This window comes from Psychrobacter sp. FDAARGOS_221 (assembly GCF_002313155.2).
GTDB lineage: Bacteria > Pseudomonadota > Gammaproteobacteria > Pseudomonadales > Moraxellaceae > Psychrobacter.
In genome coordinates, this window is the sequence record NZ_NWFK02000001.1 from 923,559 (window position 1) to 945,642 (window position 22,084).

A 22,084-nucleotide genomic window follows, 5' to 3' on the forward strand; every position below is an offset into this window, starting at 1 on the left:
TTTCTAATAAACGGTAACAATAACAGTCGATTAACACTAAACATTCATTTATAATATATCTTATAAACATTCATTTTAAATATATGTTTTAAACTTAACGCTCGGAGGACACCATGCGCTTATTAAACTCTTTCTCCACATCGAAATCTCCACATCGATACTCTAAGTTAGCACTCGCCTGCCTATTAGCAGCAAGTACCACATTTTTGGCTAGCTGCGGCGAAGATACCAAAGACAGCAGTGCGACTGCAGCATCTGCACAAGCCGAAGACAAAAAAGCGCAAGCCTCTGATGGCAAACAAGGTGAATTACCGGTTGTCGACGCGGTGTTAACCCATGCGCCAGAAGTACCACCACCTATCGACAGAGACTACCCTGCCAAAGTGGTCGTTAAAATGGAAACCGTTGAAAAAACCATGCGCTTAGCCGATGGCGTGGAATACAACTTCTGGACCTTTGGCGGTCAAGTACCTGGCCAATTCCTGCGTGTCCGCGAAGGTGATGAAATTGAATTTCACTTATCCAATCACCCCGACTCTAAAATGCCGCACAACATTGACTTGCATGCGGTGACAGGTCCTGGCGGCGGTGCAGCGTCATCATTTACCTCACCTGGTCACACCACTCAATTTAACTTTAAAGCGTTAAAGCCAGGTCTGTATGTGTATCACTGTGCTGTGGCACCTGTGGGTATGCACATTGCAAATGGTATGTATGGTCTGATTTTGGTTGAGCCTGAAGAAGGTCTGCCTAAAGTGGATAAAGAGTTCTACGTCATGCAGGGCGACTTCTATACCAAAGGTGATTATGGCGATAAAGGGCTACAACCGTTTGATATGGAAAAAGCCGTTAAAGAAGACGCGGACTATGTTGTCTTTAACGGCTCAGTGGGCGCTTTAACCGGTGAAAACGCACTGAAAGCAAAAGTGGGTGAAACCGTTCGCTTGTATGTTGGTAACGGCGGTCCAAACTTACTGTCTTCTTTCCACGTTATCGGTGAAATCTTTGACAAAGTAAATATGGAAGGCGGCTCAGCTGAGAACCAAAACGTTCAAACCACGCTCATTCCAGCAGGCGGCGCTGCAATCACGGAGTTCAAACTAGACGTTCCTGGTGAATACGTGATGGTTGACCACTCTATCTTCCGTGCCTTTAACAAAGGCGCGCTAGGTATCCTTAAAGTCGATGGACCAGAAGATAAGAAAATATACTCAGGCAAAGTCAAAGAGCAGGTTTACTTACCTGAAGGCTCAGCCACTCAAAGTATTGGCAAAAATGATAAGCCTAAACCTCAAGTGACCGCCAAAAACTTACAAGAACGCATCACCATGGGTAAATCTATCTACGACAGTAACTGTGCAGCCTGTCACCAACCTAATGGTACTGGCGTGCCAAAAGCCTTCCCACCATTGGCGAAGTCTGATTACTTAAATGAAGATCCAACTCGCGCTATTGATGCTATCTTGCATGGTTTAAGCGGCAAAATCACGGTTAACGGTGAAGAGTACAACAGCGTCATGCCAGCGGTTGCGCTTGATGATGAAAAAATTGCCAACGTTGTGACCTATGTCATGAACAGCTGGGGTAACAAAGGTGGTGAAATCACCCCAGAAGATGTCAAAGCCAAACGCTAGTCGTTAGCAGTAAATCATCTTCAACCATTGTTGATATGTATCGATAATACAGTGCCTATTTGTTAATGCTAAAAACACAACAAATAGGCACTTATTGTCTGAATAATCGTCAATAAATAACCGCTCGTATTCGTAGTGAACTGGTAGAGGCTCTTATGTCAGCTAGCAATCATTGTAACCGCACTCATTTTGTGATCTCAACGCTTAGGCAGTCGCAGCGCGTGCTAATGCTCGGCGGGCTTTATGTTGCTATCAGCGTTGGGCTATCTGCGACCAATCAAGTGGCCGGTTTTAACCTAGCACAGACTGGCCTATTTATGCCGACTGCACACGCGTCATCGCACAAGACATCTAAGCTAACCCCAACCAAAGAGCGCCCCATTAAAGCAGGGACTTATCGACCTTTATATTTAAGTAAAAACTCACCACTGGTCAAAGTCAATGACTTCAAAATTGATGAAACGCCGGTGACCAACATTCAGTTTTATGCTTTTTTGAAAAACAATCGCAATTATCAAAAGCAGTCAATTGCGTCTATTTTTGCGGACAAAGGATACCTCAAGCATTGGCTTAAAGCCGATAGAGGCTATACCCCCAAAATAGCTGATTTTGACAAGCCAGTGGTCAATGTATCTTGGTACGCAGCAAATCAGTATTGCCAAGCACAAGGTAAACGACTACCGACTGTTGAGCAGTGGGAATATGTGGCACAAGCGTCAGAGACTCACATCAATGGCAGCTTACAACCAGGATATAACCAGCGCATTCTAGAATGGTATAGCAAATCTGCCGGCAATAATCAAACACTTAACAAAGTCGGTCAAAGCCCTGCCAACTACTGGGGCGTGAAAGATATGCATGGTCTAATTTGGGAATGGACAGAGAACTTTAATAACAGTCTTGTCACCGGTGAATCGCGTGCTGATAGCAACTTAAATCAGCAAATGTTTTGTGGTTCTGGTGCTGCCGGTGCTGTCGATCCAAGTGACTATGCTGCCTTTATGCGCTACGGCTTTCGCTCAAGTTTAGAGGCGAAATATACCGTGAGCAGTCTTGGTTTTCGCTGTGCTAAATACTAACACCTGCCATTTTCATCATTTAGGATTTTTTGATATTTAGACCTTTTAGTTGTTTAGGCTCTTTTGCTTTTTTAGGAATTTATTATGAAACACCCGATTGCTCACGCTGATCGCTCATTGTCACCTGATGGTTTGCGCTCATCATCTACGCTCAATAACTCGGCGCAGCCTTTGATAGGCGTTTGTATAAAAGCTGCGTTAATTGCCAGTGTGTCGTTGACAGCCGTTGCCTGCAGTCAGTCAAGCTCAGAGGCACATCCTGAACAAGCGCACACAACAGCAACCCATGCTTCATTGCAATCAGATGCCGAACAAACGCATATGCAGCACCAAGATCATGGCGCCATGACGCACATGGACATGAACTCGCATGAGCCTGCAGAAGCGCTAGGACAAGACTACTCTATCTATCAAGTCGGCGGCGAATGGACTGACCACAAGGGCCGTAGCTTTGAGCTTGATAACCTGCAAGGCAAAAATCAAGTAGTGGTGATGGCTTATACCAGCTGTCAGCATACCTGCCCTATCTTAGTGCGTGCTATGAAGCAAATAGAAAAAGAGATGTCAGACGAGGCGCGTGCTGAAACAGAATTTGTATTAGCAACACTAGATACTGAGCGCGATACGGTAGAAGTGATGAATAACTATGCTGAACACAATGAGCTTGGCGATCAATGGCGTCTTATACGTAGTAACGAAGCCAATACCCGTATGTTAGCCAACACCTTAAACATTAAATATCAGTTTGCAGATAACGGAGACATCAATCACTCCAATCTGATTTCGATATTGGACAAACAAGGTCGTTTAGTCGCTCAAGAGATTGGAGTCGCTGATTCGGGCATTCACCCATTAATTGATTATTTAAACACTCATTACTGAGCAGTCATCTGACTCAGTAAAAATAGCGTAATAAAACGAGAATCTTTATAACATTCATTTTAAATGAATGTTATAATTTTACTGAAATAAGTTTTACAGTTCTCGAATAAAGTGACTGGCTTTTCTTTACTCAGGTGAATGAGCTAATCAGGTGAATGACTTAATAAGCTGAAACACCTCGATTTTAGACAAATACCGATTAGAACGACGCTTATGTTTAAAGATTCATTTTTAAGTAATCTTTTTATAAGTCTGGGCTATCACAGTTTTGATTGTCACTCACTGAGTCGCGCTTTATTCACTTAGCTTAACCTTAACCCTTAGATTTAAACCATTAAATTAAATATAGGAGCAAGACATGGGCGAGTACAAAAAGTACTGGTGGGGCTTAATAGCCATTCTTGTCGTCACCTTCTCCCTATTAGGTTGGGGTGGCGTTGAGATTTATCGCACCGCACCCCCTATTCCTGATAAATTCGTCGATAATTCTGGTCAAACCTTATTGACCAAAGACGATATCTTAGATGGACAATCTGCTTGGCAACGTACTGGTGGTCAGCAGCTCGGGTCTGTATTGGGACATGGCGCCTATCAGGCACCTGACTGGACTGCAGACTGGCTACATAGAGAGTTGGTGGCTTGGCGAGACATACGTGCCAACGAGCTGTATGGCACAGACTTTGAGTCTGCGACTGAAGACCAGCAAGCCGTACTAAACGCACAATTGAAAAAAGAGTATCGCACCAGCGCGGTTGATAGCAACAATACTGTGGTGCTATCTGACACTCGTATTGCTGCTATCAATCAAGTGGCACCCTACTATATTGGTCTATATGGTGATGATCCAGAGCTACAAACATCTCGTGAAAGCTTTGCGATGAAAAACAACACCATCACCAGTCTAGAAGCACGTGAAAAATTAACAAACTTCTTCTTCTGGACAACTTGGGTTGCTTCAGCAGAACGTCCTGGTACCACAGCCACTTATACCAATAACTGGCCACCAGAACCATTAATTGATAACGTACCAACCACTGAAAATATCTTCTGGTCGGTTGCAAGTGTGGTGTTTTTAATTGCTGGTGTTGGCTTATTAATCTGGGGCTGGGCATTCTTACGCCGTGAAGAGACAGACACCAAGCTTGTTACTCCTGATGCCGATCCATTGACTAAAATTGCATTAACACCGTCACAAAAAGCGTTGGCGAAATATGGCTTCTTAGTGGTTGCCTTATTCGTGGCGCAGGTGTTTATCGGTGGCTTCGTTGCTCACTATACCGTTGAAGGTCAAGAGTTTTACGGTATCCCTGTATCAGACTTCCTACCTTACTCCTTGGTTCGTACTTGGCACATTCAGTCTGCTTTATTCTGGATTGCGACCGCCTTCTTAATGGCAGGCTTATTCTTAACCCCAATTATTAATGGCGGTAAAGATCCTAAGTTCCAAAAGCTGGGCGTTGATATCCTGTGGGTTGCGTTAATCATTGTCTGTGTCGGTTCATTTGCTAGCCAATACTTCTCTATTGCAGAGATTATGCCTGCCAAATACAACTTCTGGTTCGGACATCAAGGTTACGAATACATTGACCTAGGCCGCTTCTGGCAGATCTTAAAGTGGGTTGGTATCTTAATCTGGTTAGTATTAATGACCCGTGGTGTGTTACCAGCACTAAAACAAAAAGGTGATAACAACTTACTGGCCATCTTCTTTGCCTCTGTGGTGTGTGTCGGCTTATTCTATGGCTCAGGCTTGTTCTATGGCGAGCGCACTCACTTAACCATCATGGAATATTGGCGCTGGTGGGTAGTTCACTTATGGGTTGAAGGCTTCTTTGAAGTATTCGCAACCGTTTCATTGGCCTTTATCTTCTATAACTTAGGCTTAGTGAACAAAAAAGTAGCGACCGCATCTTCAATCGCTTCAGCAGGTCTATTCTTGCTTGGCGGTGTACCAGGTACTTTTCACCACTTATACTTCTCAGGTACCACTACCCCTGTTATGGCCATCGGTGCGTCATTTAGTGCGCTAGAAGTTGTACCATTAGTGGTATTAGGTTATGAAGGTTATGAGCACTGGTCTATGCAGCACAAGAGCCCTTGGATGCAAAAGCTTAAATGGCCAATCATGTGCTTTGTGGCGGTTGCCTTCTGGAATATGTTAGGTGCCGGTGTGTTCGGATTTATGATTAACCCACCAGTTTCTTTATTCTACTTACAAGGCTTAAATACCACAGCGGTTCACGCACACGCTGCGTTATTCGGGGTATACGGCTTCTTAGCACTGGGCTTTGTGTTACTGGTGATGCGTTATATCCGTGCCGACTATGTGTTTGATGAAAAACTTATCAAAACTGGTTTCTGGTCACTAAACGCCGGCCTAATGTTGATGATTGCGACCAGCTTATTACCAATCGGTGTGTATCAGGTATTTGCTTCTGTCAATGAAGGTCTATGGTATGCGCGCAGTGAAGGCTTTATGCAACAAGACTTCTTACAGACCCTACGCTGGATCCGTACCGGTGGTGACTTAGTATTAATCTTTGGTGCAGTTTGCGTCGCTATTCAAGTGGTCAAACTGGTGTTTGCAAAACCTTCAAGTTCAAACTATAAGCCTAGCAGTCCAGTTAATGATTAATCGGCTAAGACTAATCGGCTAAATAGTTTATAAAATCAATAATGTATTAACCAAATAAGGGCGCTGTAATCACAGCGCCCTTATTATATTGGCCATTAACAAGCCATTAAAAATTTGTGGTTAATTAGAATGACGACTAATTAGGACGACGCAAAATATCACCATTTTCTTTTTCAAATTCAGCCACTGCATTATCGTCTAATACTGAATAGATTTGCTCTAAAGGACGACACAACACCGCCCCTTTGTCCGTAATAACAATAGGACGGTTAATTAAAATAGGATTTGCTACCATCGCTTCAATCAGCTGCGCCTCTGTCAACTCTGCATTATCCAGTTGTAACTCACTATATACCGCTTCTTTGCTACGCATGATGTCACGTGCCGATAGCTGCATTGTCTCAAGTAATGAGCTTAAGGTCTCAGCAGTCGGCGGATTTTTTAAATACTCCACAATTTCAGGCTCATAGCCAGAAGCTTTTAATAACGCTAACGCATTGCGTGAAGTACTGCATCTTGGATTGTGCCAAATAGTAACCGTCATAATATTCTCCTTATTGATGCATACAGGGGTTAAAAATAGTTTTATTGTGTTACGAAAACTCAATGATAGCAGCTATAACGAAAAATAAACAAAAACCACTACCAAAATTTAATGCGAATAATTATCATTTGTTTCTTGATTAAAAAACGTATCATAAGAATCAAATTTAATGAATATTAATAGATGAGCAGCGGTTTTAACATTTAATTTTATAAACAAACTTTTTACTCATCTAAAGCTGTTTTGACAATCAGCCCTATCCGATAGTTTAAATTTATCATCTACATTAGCAAATTCGATGCTACCAGAGAGGTCTTATGTTTAACCTAACATCTAACTCTTCAACACTTAGCCCTTCAACAGCTCACACCTCAATCAGCCCGTTTAAAAAAACCAAGTCTTTGTTGCTAACTTTAATGGTGACTAGTGCTTTGGCTGCCTGCTCGCCACAAGGCTCCGAAACTGAGCAAAACAGTGCCACAGATACAGAAACTGCCGCCGAAACTGCGCAAACTCAAAATAATGACAACGCGCAAGCCAGCATCCAAGCTAATAATGCCAGAGTAACGATTGACAGTGTTCGCGGCGATGTCGAGCTACCAGCTAATCCTAGCCCTGTCGTAGTATATGACATGACCTTATTACAAGATCTGGCCGCTTTAGGTATTACTGTCGATGGTGCGCCAAGCAACTTATATCTAGACAACTTGAAAGCCGCAGTCAGCTCAGACAGTCCTGATGTGGGCACGGTATTTGAGCCAAACCTTGAGGCCTTAAGTGCGCTGCAACCACAAGCGATCTTAATTGGTAGCCGCATGGCACCTAAGTTCGAGGAACTAAATAAAATGGCGCCCACTGCTGATATGACGTTAGCGGCCGATCAGACCTATGAGATGGGCAAGCAGCGCTTAGCTGATTTAGGCAAATTGTTTAATAAGAGCGAGCAAGCCGCCAAATTACAGCAAGAGGTCGATGATGCCATTGCTAAGGCCAAAGAAGCCAGTGCTGGCAAGGGTAACGGGTTGGTTATCTCAGTTGCCGGTAATAAGATCTCTGCTGCTGGCGAGGGCTCACGCTTAGGCTTTGTACATCGCGTATTTGGTATTCCAGCTGCTGACACCACTATTGAAGACTCAAAACACGGTCAGCCTGTTTCTTTTGAATACCTTCAAAAAGTGGATCCAGACTGGTTGTTTGTTTTGGACAGATCAGCGGCAATTGGCCAAGAAGGATTGGCAGCAAAAGAAGTGTTAGACAATCCATTGCTACATCAAACTAAAGCTTGGAAAAACAATCACATCGTCTATTTAAGCCCAGATGCCTACCTCGCTTTTGGCGGCTACTATCAATGGATGACTGATGCTAAGACTGTGACTGAAGCGATGAGCAAAGCCCCTAAAGTCGCTGCTGATTAATGAGATCTATGGCTAAACTAACTCATTACTATTGGCCATAAGCTATTCATCATCAGATATAAGTCATCTAAACCCAAACTTAGCCCCTATTATCACTGAGCGTTTGTTGCCACTATGCCAATATCATCGACAGCCACTTACATCAAGCCTAGCAAACCCAAAACAAAGCGGTCACCTTTACTGCTGAACGCCTTAAGCATGCTGCTATTAGCACTGCTTATCTTAATGAGTTTGTCATTGGGTGTGGCTGACTTTTCGTGGTCTGGACTGTGGCAGGCCATCACCCAGCAGTCTCAAAGTGATGATTTGCAGCTATTATTGGTCAGTCGCCTCCCCCGCACTGTGGCCATTATCTTAACCGGTGCCTCATTATCGGTTGCGGGTATGATTTTACAAGTGGTATTAAAAAACCGCTTTGTTGACCCCTCCATGGTTGGCGCCACTCAAAGTGCCGGACTGGGACTATTACTGATTAGCTTGTATTTTCCTGCCAGCACTTTGCTCGGTAAAATGCTATTTGCGACCTTATGTGCGATTGCCGGCATGTTTGTGTTCATGCGCCTTATTAAGTATTTGCCTGCGACAGATATCTTGATGGTACCTTTAGTCGGTATTGTATTCGGCGGTATTATCGAAGCGGTCACCACCTTTATGGCCTTTCAGACAGAGTCATTGCAAATGCTGTCTATTTGGCGCTTTGGTGATTTTTCTTCGGTGTTGGCTGGCCGCTATGAGCTACTCTACTTAACCGGCGGCTTAGCTTTTATTGCTTATTTATTGGCTGATAAATTGACCATCGTTGGATTGGGTGACGCCATAGCCACTAATTTAGGCGTTAACAAACAAAGCTTGATATGGTTTGTGATATTAACTGTAGCCATGATTAGCTCAGTGGTTGTGGTAACCGTCGGCGCCATTCCTTTTGTTGGTCTGGTGGTACCCAATATCATCAGCCGTATGATGGGTGATCGCTTACGTCGCAGCTTGCCAGCTGTTGCCCTACTCGGTGCCAGTATGGTGCTGTTGTGCGACATCATTGGTCGCAGTATCAACTATCCGTTTGAGATTCCGATTGCCACTGTATTTGGCGTGTTTGGTGCAGCCATCTTCTTATGGTTGCTGTTACGCAAGCCTAAACCGCAACCGCCAATAAATGAAGGGACTTAAAGGGTGAGGCCGACTATGACTGCGATATTTTCTGCTAAACACTCATCCTCAGCACAGACTGACGCTGACCCACAACCCTCAGCTGTCTGGACCAAGCCAGTGTGCTTAAGCTTATTACTGGCTGTGGTCAGCTGCGTGTTGTTTATTAGTCTCAATGCTCACGGCAACTGGGATTTTGTGATTCCGTTTCGCAGCCAAAAGCTGATTGCGCTCATGATTGTCGGTTACAGTATTGGGGTATCTACCCTACTGTTTCAAAGCTTGACGCATAACCCTATTTTGACGCCATCGCTACTTGGGTTTGATGCGCTTTATGTGCTTATCCAAAGCGTTCTGATTTACTTTTTGGGCACCGTTAATATTTTCACGCATCAGCCGCTATTGAAGTTTGGCCTAGAGCTGCTGCTGATGGTTGGCGCCTCTTTATTATTATTTCGCCTATTATTTACCCGCTCTGAGCAGTCTTTATCACGTTTGATTCTAGTTGGTATTGTATTTGGCGTCTTATTTAGAAGCTTATCAAATCTGGTTGCCCGCTTAATTAGCCCAGAAGATTTTGTCATTGTGCAAGCGCTCAGCTTTGCTCAGTTTAATACCATTAATACCACCATGATGTGGGTAAGCTTAGCGGTCTGTGCTATCAGTGCTGTATTTGTTTGGCGCTGGCGCTATCAAATAGATGTGCTGCTTTTGGGCCGTAACTATGCCATTAATCTTGGCATTGATTATCAAGCGCTGACCTTAAAGCTACTGGTAATTATTGCTCTATTGGTTGCCACGGCCACCTCATTTGTTGGACCAGTTATTTTCCTAGGCTTATTAGTATGCGCGTTGACCAATCGTATTAGCCGCAGCATGTATCACAGCGAACGCTTGGTACTGGTCAGCCTGGTGTCTATTATCTGTCTGGTATTGGGGCAAGCTCTATTTGAGCAGGTACTTGGCATGGCCGGCGTATTGGCTGTAGTGATTGAGTTGTTAGGCGGTATTGTATTTATTGCGCTAATTTTAAAGCAATATCGTAAGCAGTTGGCTTAGGCTATTTTGATTAGCATTTTTAATAGCGCACACTATTAATAGCCCATACTATTGAGCTTAGCAAACCAGCGCTCGAGCAACCAAACTCTCATAACGACCTTGTGGTAATAAACGATCGACTACCCAAACTGACGACTTAAGCTGATAACACTATGATTACTCTTCAAAACGTTAGCCATCATATTGACTCTCATCTGATCTTAGACAATATCAATCTTAGTCTCGAAGATGAGCAAGTCATTGCTTTAATCGGCCCCAATGGTGCCGGTAAGTCAACCTTGTTTAGTGTCATGTCACGCTTGCAACCCCTTCAATCCGGCAGCATTCATTTTGGCGACATTGACATCACTACCAGCAGTAGCAAAATACTGGCCAAAACCGTGGCCATTCTTGCCCAAAGTAATGAAATCCAAGGCCGATTGCGTGTCGCTGAGCTGTTAATGTTTGGTCGCTATCCTTATCACCAAGGACGCCCCACTGAACTTGATCGCCAAAAAGTAGCAGAAGTTATCGAGCGCTTTGAGCTGCAGTCATTGGCACAACGCGATATCGCCACCTTATCAGGCGGGCAAAGACAGCGTGTCCTCATCGCTATGATTGTCTGTCAAGACACACCTTATCTGCTGCTTGATGAGCCATTAAATAACTTGGATATGTATCATTCAGGCAGACTGATGCGTGCGCTGCGCAAACTGGCGCATACCGATAAAAAGACCATCGTTATTGTCATTCACGATATAAATCAGGCAGCACAATTTGCCGATACGGTAGTCATGATGAAATCAGGTAAAATCATTAAAACCGGCCAGCCCATTGATGTGTTGACTCAAAATACCATTGAAGATTTATATGGGGTGAAAGCCACCGTGATTGAACACAATGGCTATCCGGTAATTATTGATAGTAGAGACTAGACTAGCTTAGCCAAACTTATCTTAACTTGATTTCGTATGCTTGTGGTTAATAAAGTGCTAACCAATACTCGATGAAAACAGATTTAACACCACCACACCTGCGACGATAAGACCGATACCCAGTACAGCTGGTCCATCTATGGCTTGTTTAAATACCACCAAACCAACCAATGCGGTCAAGCAAATACCTATCCCGCCCCACAACGCATAAGCGATACCTAGTGGTATGACTCGTAGCGTCTTGGTCAATAAATAAAAGGATATACTGTATAAAACAATAGAAGCAAGCGTCGGTAATGGCCGTGTAAATTCTTGCGACTTTGCCAAAAAAGTAGTGCCGATAATCTCAAAGGTTATGGCACAGACTAGGTAGAGGTAAGCGACCACAGTTGGTGACATATAAAAGCCCTCATGACGAATTGCCATAATTTAACACACTAAGACGTTATTCAAATAGCGTGCCGTGTTAATTTTTTATCTTTAAAACTTAAAACTAATACAGTGAAAGATAAAACGCACCCTTAATCATAAGAGTGCGTTTTTTAATCCAAGAATAATTAGAATGTTAGTCAGTTAAAAATTAACGCCCTAAGTGTAGGTACTGCATATGACGCTCGTATTGATTTAAGATATCCACCAATACTTGCTCTTTTGTGTAACCTACCAAGTCGTATTCTTGAGAACCTTCATTTAAGAACACTTCAGCACGATAGTAATATTCAGCTTGCTTACTTGATGTTGCTAAGGTGAAGTTAGGACGCTCCGCTCTGACTAGGCACACATCATAAATAAAGTCATCTTCGGTGCCATGACCCACTTTTAATCGCAAGCCTTCAAAGCCGCCATCTTGAACAGTACGCTCAATAAGCTGAGTGCTTAAGCCTTCAGTGTTTAGCTCAGACTCCACTTCCTGCATAGCTGACAACACCACATTATCCAAGAAGCGTTGTACTTGCTTTTTGTTAGGGAAGCTAACAATACGCTGTAATCGCGCCTTCCAGCTTTTACCGTTATTAAGTACGTTCGCGGTATCAACAGCATTTGCCTTACGCTTGTTGCCCTCTTCTTTAAGTGACTTCCACATGGCAATCATGTACATCACTAGGATGACAGAAAAAGGCAGACCGGCAATAACAGACACTGATTGTAGTGATGTAAAGCCACCGGCAAACAATAAGCCTAATGTAATCAAACCCGTCGCTGCTGCCCAGAATAGACGAAGCCAAACTGGCGCATCTGCATCACTGGTTAAGCCTCTTGAACTTAGGTTAGCCAGTACTAGAGCACCTGAGTCAGCAGAGGTAATAAAGAATACTAGGCCGATGATAACACCTGCAAATGATAAGATGCTGCTAAACGCATAGTGCTCAAATAAGGCAAACATACCCATAGGAGCGTTATTAATCGCAATTTCGCCCAACTCTGTTGCGCCATTAGCGACGAAGTCAATCGCTGAGTTACCAAAGATTGAGAACCAAGCAAAGATAAAGCCTAGCGGGATAAACATCACACCAAATACAAACTCACGTAGCGTACGTCCACGGCTAATACGCGCAATAAACAGACCCACAAATGGTGCCCAAGCAACCCACCATGCCCAGAAGAAGATAGTCCACCATGACTTCCACTCGGCACCCGCTGCGCCTTCATACGCATAAACATCAAATGTTTTGGCGACAACAGTTTGGAAATAATCACCCACGTTTTGAGTAAAGGCATTAAGCAGGTGCGTGGTGTTACCTAGGAGCAAAATAGCGATTAACAGCATGGTCGCAGTTATCATGTTGAACTCTGACAAACGGCGAACACCCTTTTCAACACCAGTCATCGCTGACAAACCAGCTGCAACGACAACTAAGATAATAATCACACTTTGAACCGTCTTACTGTCTGGCAGACCGAACACGTGCGTTAAGCCTGCGTTTGCCTGCAGCACACCAATACCCAAGCTGGTTGCGATACCCATTAAGGTACACACCACACCAAATGTATCAACGCTATCACCAAGCCAGCCTTTGACTAATCGTTCACCAAATATAGGAGTCAATGCGGAGCGCAGTGCCAATGGCATATTTTTACGGTACGCAAAATAAGCTAAGGTCATACCAATCAAGGCATAAATACCCCAGCCGTGCAGACCCCAATGCAAGAACGTCTGAGGCAAGGCTTCACGCATTGCTTGTGCACTTTCAGGTGTGAGCCCACTGTGCGGGGTTAAATAGTGCATTAACGGTTCTGATGCGCCAAAAAAAAGCAGGTCGATACCGATACCTGCTGAAAATAACATCGCCGCCCACGTTAAGAATGGGAACTGCGCTTTTTCGTGGTCTTGACCAAGCTTAATGTCGCCATAGCGTGACATTCCCACGAATAGGGAAAATATACTATAAGCTGCAACCACTAGCATGTAGTACCAGCCAAAACCGTCTGATACCCACGTCATAGCAGTGCTTAATAGATTTTCACTATAGGTTGGAAAGGCGATTGTCCAAAAGATAAGTAAGATAGAGACAATAGCAGAGCCAATAAACACCGTCTTATTCACACTTAAGACTTCAGGGGTCTCTTCCATGTCTCCTGAGGGTGAACTGTTCATGTAAATTCCTCAAAAATTGAAAATAAAAAAATAGCGGTTGCTTACTCATCATCTGCTGGCCTCTTTTCCACAAAACCAGCACAACAAAATAGAGTTAACAATGGCAAGCAACGCCGCCTAAAATGAGGCTCAAATGCTCTGAGCACTACAAATTACAAATAGCAGTCAAATTAGTGGCCTTAAATCTAAATAGCAGACCATCTAAAATAACGGTAAAACAGTTATCAACCGATACTAATAGCTATCAGCGGAAGCTAATTAAACAGCACGCATCGGCTCGCCGCGAATTGGCGCACCATCTGCTACATAATAGTCCGCTGTCGAACGTGGTAGCTTCTTACCGCGCATCTTATCGGCAATCTTTTCAGCAATCATAATCGTCGTCGCGTTCAAGTTACCGCTGATGATGTTTGGCATAATAGAGGCATCTACCACACGTAGCCCTTCCATGCCATGCACCAGACCTTCGGCATCAACAACCGCCTGATCGTGATACCCCATCGCACAAGTACAAGATGGGTGATAAGCCGTTTCGCCATGTTCACGTACAAACTCATCAAGCTGCTCGTCAGTGACAATATCTTCTGTCGGCGAAATGGCTTTACCGCGATATGGGTCCATAGCAGGCTGAGCGATTATTTCGCGAGTCACACGAATCGCCTCTCTAAACTCGCGCCAATCTTGCTCGGTTGACATGTAGTTGAACAAGATACTTGGATGCTCATTTGGATCACGTGATTTTAGCTTCACGCGGCCACGGCTTGGTGAGCGTAGTGACCCAACGTGTGCTTGGAAACTATGCGCATCAACCGCACTACGGCCATCATAACGAACCGCCAATGGCAAGAAGTGATACTGCACGTTTGGATGGGTAAACTCTTCGTGAGTACGAATAAACCCACCTGCCTCAAACTGGTTCGAGGCACCCAGACCTGTTCCCATAAATAACCACTCTGCCCCAATCGCTGGCTTGTTCCACCATTTATTGGCAGGGGCAATAGACACAGGCTGCTTACATTCGTACTGCAAATAAAGCTCTAAGTGATCTTGTAGGTTGTTACCCACACCCGGTAAATCTTTGACAACAGGAATATTTAGCTCGTTAAGCCATTCCGCAGGACCAATACCTGAGCGCTGTAATAGCTGAGGTGAGCCAATCGCACCTGATGACACAATAACCTCACGACTGGCATGGAAGGTCTTGGTTTCACCTTGATGCTCAACTTTGACACCGATGGCACGATTACCATCAAACAAAATAACGTCAGTCAGTGCACCGGTTAAAATAGTAATATTGCTACGTGGTTTGGCTTTATCTAAATAGCCTCGAGCAGTCGATGCACGGCGGCCGTTTGGCGTCACAAATCGATCCATCGGACCAAAGCCTTCTTGCTGATAGCCATTTAGGTCTTCAGTGTGTGGATAACCTGCCTGCACCCCCGCTTCAATCATAGCTTCATATAAAGGGTTTACACCCGGCTTAGACGTTGTCACCTCTACCGGACCACCCACGCCATGATAGTCATTTTCGCCCGCATCACGGTTTTCACATTTTCTAAAATACGGTAAGCAGTCAAGATACGACCACTCTCCTAGACCTTCAATTTTCGCCCAATCATCAAAATCAAGCGCATTACCACGGATGTAGCACATGCCGTTAATCAGTGATGAGCCGCCCAGGCCTTTACCACGGCCGCAGTCCATCTCACGGTTATTCATATAAGGCTCTGGGTCAGTTTTATATCCCCAGTTATAAGTCGTGCCTTGTAATGGCATCGCTAACGCAGCCGGCATTTGGGTACGAAAGTCTAAACGGTGATCGGGACGCCCTGCTTCAAGTAGCAGTACTGTAGTATCAGCGTCTTCCGTTAAGCGCGTGGCCAAAACGTTACCTGCTGATCCTGCGCCAACAATAATATAATCAAATTTTGATTTTACTGATGTCATAATCCTGTCCTTTTAAGCGACCCTTTTAAACCAGCAGAGTCATTTTTAAAACATACGTCATTCATTCACTACACTCATCGTTTGAGCGTCTAACAATATTTTGAGCGCTAAACTCTGAGCGTCCAAACGAAGAAAACAGTGACATAAAAAAGGCGCTAAGTACTGTGTTACCGGATACTCAATGCAGTGGTAACACAGTGAGTATTAGCGCCTTACACTAAATGAACGCCTTAAAATACAGATTCAAAGCCACCCAGCTCAATTTGAACCGATTTGGTTTGAGTGTAATGTTTCAAGGTTTGCACGCCATTTTCACGGCCAACGCCTGAGTGTTTGTAGCCGCCCACTGGCATTGGTGCAGGTGAATCGCCCCACGTGTTAATCCAGCAGATACCTGCTTCTAACTGAGCAATAACGCGGTGTGCACGGGTGATATCTTTGGTCACGATACCTGCAGCTAAGCCGTAATTGGTATCGTTGGCACGGCGAATGACTTCTTCTTCAGTGTCATAACCTAAGATTGACATGACTGGACCAAAGATTTCTTCACGCACAATACGCATGTCGTCTGTGCAATCTGTAAATACGGTCGGCGCGATATAAGCCCCTTTAGCAAACTCACCAGAGGTTAATCGCTCACCGCCGCACAGCAATTTAGCATCGCTGGCTTTACCGTCTTCGATATAGCTTAAGACGTTGTCCATATGCTTGAAGCTGACCACTGGACCCATAGTGACGCTTTCATCCCTTGGGTCACCAATCTTGATGCGATTAACACGCTCAACAATGGCTTGCTCAAACTTCTCTTTGATAGAATTCGGTACAAACACACGCGTACCGTTGGTACATACCTGACCTGAGCTGTAGAAGTTGGCCATCATTGCAACGTCTGCCGCCATATCGATATCGGCGTCCTCAAAGATAACCAGTGGTGATTTACCGCCCAGCTCCATCGTCACATCTTTAAGCGATGAGCCAGCCGCTGCTTCCATCACTTTCTTACCGGTATCGACACCACCGGTGAATGACACTTTCGCAATGTCTGGATGATTGGTCAGCGCTGTACCGACTTCATAGTTACCTTGTACTACGCTAAACACACCATCTGGCAAGCCCGCCTCTGAATAAATCTCAGCAAGTTTTAATGCAGACAGTGGTGTCACCTCCGATGGCTTAAACACCATGGCGTTACCTGCTGCTAAAGCTGGTGCTGATTTCCACATGGCGATTTGAATTGGATAGTTCCAAGCACCAATACCAGCTACCACGCCCAGTGGCTCTTCACGGGTATAGACAAAGCTTGTCTCACGTAATGGAATCTGACGACCCTCTAATGCTGGCGCTAAGCCTGCATAATATTCAATGACATCAGCACCAGTGACGATATCGACCGCTTTGGTTTCAGACAAACCTTTACCGGTCTCATAAGTCTCAAGTATTGCCAAATCATCATTGCGCTCACGCAGAATATCCACCGCTTTTAGCAAAATACGACCACGCTCAACTGGGGTCATACCTGCCCAGATTTTCTGACCTTTTTGCGCCGCTTTTACAGCCTCATCAACCTGTTCTTTGGTTGTTTGCTGAATCTTCGCCACAACCTCGCCTGTCGCAGGGTTAACGGTATCAAATGTGGTTAGCGACTCATCAACAGGCAAATAAGCGCCATTGATATACGCCGTCTGCACTGAGTCATATTTAACCTTACCTTCGCTAATATTAGACTGATATGTATTGGCCATAACGAGCTCCTTAAATCAAAAGAAAACAACACCACATACTCAACATCACGAAGAGCAGGTTGCTTACAAAATTCTTATTCGGTAATTCGGATGCTGATTAAAATACGCTAGTAATGAGTCATTCATATTTCACTCAATCACTAAAATCATTTAATCAGGTGCTAAAACTATTAAATTAGGACGATTGGTCTAAAATCCAACCATTCGTACAATTCGTAATGTCTAGTCGGCTATTCACCTATCATTTACGTGACCGGCAATAACTATCAAACACCAACCGTCTTATAAACGCTTAACTCACAGCTCAATGACTGCTCAATAGCTGAGTAACATTGCCAATAGGCCAGCCATAACACTCATGAGTTAATAAAAAATCTAAACAATAGAGGTTTGCCATTGGCTTATTTTGGGGATAAAAAAAGAGCCCAACCGCAAAGCAAACTCAATTTTACTTATCAGGTAGCTCTCAACTTAATAATTCTTTATTTTTCAACATAGTAGCAAATTATACAGCCAACTATTGTTCATTTATTATAACAAATACTTTAAAAAATGGTAGTCCAAATTCTTTCTATACCGTTTATCACCTCTACCGTATAGTCATATAAAACATAATATTTAGCATTTTTATCGATATATTTTACGCTTTTCTTAATTAATTTTTACTTAATAGACTACTATATCATCCTATTTATTATTATTCTGACTACTCGCTATAAATAACTTTTATGGATTGATTAAATTAATCGAAAAATTGTAATTAATTTAATATTAAAATGATAGAAAATAGGGTTAAATGAATATTAACAAATAGACTGCATATCAATAAATTAAAGGGTTTGCTAAGACCTGAGAGATACACTATATTTAAGATGTGGTATCAAGTAATGCTTTATTAACCCTAAATTGATAACCTGCATTAAGAATATAGCTTTATAACGTGATTGTTAGGTATGATTTAACAATGTTTAGCTCGTGAAGTGTTTCAAATACCTCACGATTTGGTCGTACATAAAACCACAAACTAATGATAAAGGGAGATCGTCAATGAGCGACATGAATGATAAAAAATGCCCATATTCAGCAACCAATTTAACCATGAGCAATGGTGCACCAGTTGTCGATAATGACAACAGTAAAACAGCTGGCCGCCGTGGGCCTCTTTTGGCTGATGACTTATGGCTGAACGAAAAACTAGCCGATTTTAACCGTGAAGTAATTCCAGAGCGCCGTATGCACGCGAAAGGCTCTGGCGCGTTTGGTACATTCACTGTGACCAATGACATCACCAAATACACTCGCGCTGATATCTTTAGCGAAGTCGGCAAAAAGACTGAAATGTTTGCCCGCTTTAGTACGGTTGCTGGTGAGCGCGGTGCCGCTGATGCTGAGCGTGATATTCGCGGCTTTGCGTTGAAGTTTTATACCGATGAAGGTATTTGGGACTTGGTTGGTAACAACACGCCAGTATTCTTCGTACGTGACCCACGCAAATTCCCAGACTTAAACAAAGCGGTTAAGCGTGACCCACGCACTAACATGCGTTCAGCGACAAACAACTGGGACTTTTGGACACTATTACCTGAGTCATTCCACCAAGTAACGATTACCATGAGTGATCGCGGTATTCCAGCGTCTTACAGACACATGCATGGCTTTGGTTCACATACTTACAGCTTTATCAACAAAGACAATGAGCGCTTCTGGGTAAAATTCCACATGCGCACGCAGCAAGGCATCAAAAACTTAACCGATGCTGAAGCCGCTGATATTATCGCGATGAACCGTGAAAGCCATCAAGAAGACTTGTTAAATGCCATTGATAACGGCGACTTCCCTAAGTGGAAAATGTACGTTCAAATCATGCCAGAAGAAGATGCGGACAAAGTACCCTATCATCCATTTGACCTAAGTAAAGTATGGCCAAAAGGCGATTATCCGCTGATTGAAGTGGGCGAGTTTGAGCTAAACAGAAACCCAGAAAACTACTTCTTAGATGTTGAGCAAGCAGCATTTGCGCCAAACAACCTAGTACCGGGGATCAGCGGGTCACCAGACCGTATGCTACAAGCACGTCTGTTTAGCTATGCCGACGCTCAGCGTTACCGTGTTGGTGTGAACCACAAGCAAATCCCAGTGAACAAACCACGTTGCCCAGTGACCAGCAACCACCGTGATGGTCAGGTACGTGTGGACAACAACTATGATGGTCGCCCACACTATACGCCAAACAGCTTCCAACAGTGGCAAGATCAGCCGCAATATGCTGAGCCACCACTTAAGATTGACGGCTATGCAGAGCACTATGACTTCCGCGAAGACTCAAATGATTATTTCAGCCAGCCACGCGCTCTGTTTAATCTGATGAATGATGAGCAAAAAGAAGCGTTATACGGCAACACCGCTCGTGCAATGGGCGATGCGCCAGACTTCATCAAGTACCGTCACATCCGTAACTGTAATATGTGTGACCCAGCATACGGTGAAGGCGTTGCCAAAGCTCTTGGCTTAACCGTTGAAGATGCTATTAAAGCACGCGAAACGGATCCAGCTCGTGACTTAGATAGCTTACTATAAAGCACCAACTGATGTAAGATTGATGTCATAAGGTTTAAGCACTCTTTACCACGGTAAAGGGTGCTTTTTTATTTCAAACAGTTTATGTCTAAGCAGTAAGGGATAACGCCTGACTCCTCTGCCCTACTGACGTATAATGAAGCGATAGGTATCGATAACATATCAATAATCTTAACGGTTAACCCCATCAAACCCCATGTATCGAGAACAATCGATAGGTCCATATATGAGTCAACATGATCCTTTAAGGTTATATTTTAGTCCTACTTTAACCTCAAGACAGCGGATGATTTGCCGGATATTTTGGAATAAATGTCAACGTGAACCCGATACAGATGTGTTCAGACAGATGCGACACTTAAGTGATAACCTTGGCGTGGGTCCTATCGATGATTTGATGCACATTTTGAAGTTTTGTTATGTCTATGACACTCGCTATCAATGCCAAGTCTGTCAACGACTGCGCTTCATCGATAGCCCCACTGATCTTGGCATCACGCCCAAGTTGCCTTACCGCTGTGATGACTGTTCCATGCTCATTGAGTAGGCTTAACGTTTTGTTTTAATACACGCGATTTTATACACTTAATTTTAATAAACACCATTTTAGAGCACGCTTTTTTAATACATGCTTTAACTGAATAAGCACTGTATATAACAGATGACTTAACTAGAATTAAATCTCAATTAAATTTAAACCCAACAACCCTTAATATCTATAAATAAAGTAATAACCATAAATAAAGAGAAAAATATGACAGATAAAATAATTGATTTAGGATCTGGTTTTTGGAATATCCGCGGCTCATTTAAGCTCGGTGGCATTCTTAATATCGGCACTCAGTGTTCACTGGTCAAGCTTGAGTCGGGTAAGTTTATCTTTTTAGATAGCTATACCCTCACCGGCGATGTGCGTGATGAAGTGATGCGTTTGACCAATAATGGGCAAGATGTTGAAGCCATATTAAACCTACATCCGTTCCATACCGTACACTGTGAACAGATGGCCAAAGACTTCCCGTCGGCGGTAAATTATGGCAGCGCACGCCATATCAAAAAGGTGCCGTCCATCAATTGGTCTGATGATTTAGTAGAAAGTGATGCGGTCGCTGAGCGTTATCCAGAGCTTGAGTTCTCAGTACCTGACGGCATACACTACATTCATCCTAATGAAAAAATTCATGCCAGCTCGTTGTTGGCCTATCATCCTGCCAGCAAAAGCTTGCATGTTGATGATACGTTCGTCACCCCGCCTGCCAATATTTTAAAATCAGTGCTGCCAGAGCTGTCTTTACATCCAACCACTAAGATGGCTCTTAAAGATGAGCCCAACGCAGGTAAAGCTTATTGTGATTGGGCTGAAGCAATAGCTGATAAATGGCAAGACACGATCAACCTGTGTGCGGCGCATTCAAGTCTGGTCAAATTCTCGCCAGGTGAATTCAAGCAGTCGCTAATTGCAACCGTTAATAAGGCACGCCCAAAACTTGAGAAGTCTTAATTAATAATCAACTTCACTATATTTTGAGTCTATTTGAATACTCTCTAAGTCTATTCAAATGGTAGTCAGCTGTTATTAAGCCTTTTATTAAGACTATTATTTAAAACCTGTTATTAACAATCTATTATTAAATATCCTGTTATTAAAACCACTCATTGATGCCATGTTAATTATCGATAGCTATAGGCTTCAATGAGTGAGTCAAGTTATACAATCATTCGCTAATCATATAACTTTTAATCAGCTATTAAGCGTTGTATTATAACCGTTGCTCATCAATAGCCTCGCCTCTTTATTAGTCAAATGCACCTTATTGCTGGCATTTGAAAGGAAGCCAGACTGTTAATTTGTTTAGCGTATCTGACGCTTATCAACCATCAACTCTATAGGTATGCGGTCGATACGTATTTATA

General features: G+C 43.5%; 16 protein-coding genes. 11 read left to right on the top strand and 5 right to left on the bottom strand.

The genetic code is table 11. The features are described from left to right. The first annotated feature begins 113 nt into the window (after positions 1-113). The 4 genes from nirK to A6J60_RS03840 all read left to right on the top strand — a co-directional run bounded on the left by nirK (position 114) and on the right by A6J60_RS03840 (position 6,230). Positions 114-1,634: a copper-containing nitrite reductase gene (nirK, locus tag A6J60_RS03825; RefSeq protein ID WP_227526054.1), complete on the top strand. Its 1,521-nt coding sequence runs from the start codon at positions 114-116 to the stop codon at positions 1,632-1,634. Between the two features lie 155 nt (positions 1,635-1,789). Beyond that, complete coding sequence (locus A6J60_RS03830) at positions 1,790-2,713, top strand: formylglycine-generating enzyme family protein (protein ID WP_227526055.1); 924 nt, start codon at positions 1,790-1,792, stop codon at positions 2,711-2,713. A gap of 84 nt (positions 2,714-2,797) precedes the next feature. After that, positions 2,798-3,595 (top strand): SCO family protein, encoded by a 798-nt coding sequence (locus tag A6J60_RS03835; protein ID WP_096064809.1) that lies wholly within the window; start codon positions 2,798-2,800, stop codon positions 3,593-3,595. Between the two features lie 358 nt (positions 3,596-3,953). Beyond that, positions 3,954-6,230: a nitric-oxide reductase large subunit gene (locus A6J60_RS03840; RefSeq protein WP_096064810.1), complete on the top strand. Its 2,277-nt coding sequence runs from the start codon at positions 3,954-3,956 to the stop codon at positions 6,228-6,230. 136 nt (positions 6,231-6,366) lie between these two features. Here the strand turns inward: A6J60_RS03840 and arsC are convergent, their stop codons facing one another. Continuing rightward, complete coding sequence (gene arsC, locus A6J60_RS03845) at positions 6,367-6,774, bottom strand: arsenate reductase (glutaredoxin) (protein WP_096064811.1); 408 nt, start codon at positions 6,772-6,774, stop codon at positions 6,367-6,369. Between the two features lie 317 nt (positions 6,775-7,091). On the opposite strand from arsC, the gene A6J60_RS03850 reads away from it, so the two are divergent. The 4 genes from A6J60_RS03850 to A6J60_RS03865 all read left to right on the top strand — a co-directional run bounded on the left by A6J60_RS03850 (position 7,092) and on the right by A6J60_RS03865 (position 11,308). After that, positions 7,092-8,189, top strand: a complete 1,098-nt coding sequence (locus A6J60_RS03850; protein ID WP_096064812.1) for a siderophore ABC transporter substrate-binding protein — start codon at positions 7,092-7,094, stop codon at positions 8,187-8,189. 114 nt (positions 8,190-8,303) lie between these two features. Then, complete coding sequence (locus A6J60_RS03855; RefSeq protein ID WP_096064813.1) at positions 8,304-9,356, top strand: ABC transporter permease; 1,053 nt, start codon at positions 8,304-8,306, stop codon at positions 9,354-9,356. A gap of 15 nt (positions 9,357-9,371) precedes the next feature. Then, entirely contained in the window at positions 9,372-10,394 is a 1,023-nt protein-coding gene (locus A6J60_RS03860) for an iron chelate uptake ABC transporter family permease subunit (RefSeq protein ID WP_096064814.1), read from the top strand. Between the two features lie 152 nt (positions 10,395-10,546). Beyond that, on the top strand, positions 10,547-11,308 hold the full coding sequence (locus tag A6J60_RS03865; RefSeq protein WP_096064815.1) for an ATP-binding cassette domain-containing protein: 762 nt from the start codon (positions 10,547-10,549) through the stop codon (positions 11,306-11,308). 57 nt (positions 11,309-11,365) lie between these two features. On the opposite strand, the gene A6J60_RS03870 is transcribed toward A6J60_RS03865, so the two are convergent. The 4 genes from A6J60_RS03870 to betB form a co-directional block, all read right to left on the bottom strand. Beyond that, positions 11,366-11,707, bottom strand: coding sequence for a DMT family transporter (locus A6J60_RS03870; RefSeq protein WP_096066459.1), 342 nt, complete (start codon positions 11,705-11,707; stop codon positions 11,366-11,368). A gap of 181 nt (positions 11,708-11,888) precedes the next feature. Continuing rightward, the gene (gene betT, locus A6J60_RS03875; protein WP_096064816.1) at positions 11,889-13,904 is read right to left on the bottom strand and encodes a choline BCCT transporter BetT; all 2,016 of its coding nucleotides are present in this window, start codon (positions 13,902-13,904) and stop codon (positions 11,889-11,891) included. A gap of 258 nt (positions 13,905-14,162) precedes the next feature. Continuing rightward, on the bottom strand, positions 14,163-15,851 hold the full coding sequence (gene betA / locus A6J60_RS03880; RefSeq protein ID WP_096064817.1) for a choline dehydrogenase: 1,689 nt from the start codon (positions 15,849-15,851) through the stop codon (positions 14,163-14,165). Between the two features lie 230 nt (positions 15,852-16,081). Next, positions 16,082-17,593 carry a betaine-aldehyde dehydrogenase gene (betB, locus tag A6J60_RS03885; protein ID WP_096064818.1) on the bottom strand — a complete coding sequence of 504 codons (1,512 nt, stop codon included), beginning with the start codon at positions 17,591-17,593 and terminating at the stop codon, positions 16,082-16,084. A 1,056-nt stretch (positions 17,594-18,649) separates the two neighbouring features. Between betB and A6J60_RS03890 the strand changes: the two genes are divergently transcribed. The 3 genes from A6J60_RS03890 (at position 18,650) to A6J60_RS03895 (ending at position 21,671) form a co-directional block, all read left to right on the top strand. Continuing rightward, the gene (locus A6J60_RS03890) at positions 18,650-20,170 is read left to right on the top strand and encodes a catalase (protein ID WP_096066460.1); all 1,521 of its coding nucleotides are present in this window, start codon (positions 18,650-18,652) and stop codon (positions 20,168-20,170) included. 349 nt (positions 20,171-20,519) lie between these two features. Continuing rightward, positions 20,520-20,717, top strand: coding sequence for a hypothetical protein (locus tag A6J60_RS13300; protein WP_127891429.1), 198 nt, complete (start codon positions 20,520-20,522; stop codon positions 20,715-20,717). Between the two features lie 207 nt (positions 20,718-20,924). Next, complete coding sequence (locus A6J60_RS03895; protein ID WP_096064819.1) at positions 20,925-21,671, top strand: hypothetical protein; 747 nt, start codon at positions 20,925-20,927, stop codon at positions 21,669-21,671. Positions 21,672-22,084 lie beyond the last annotated feature (413 nt).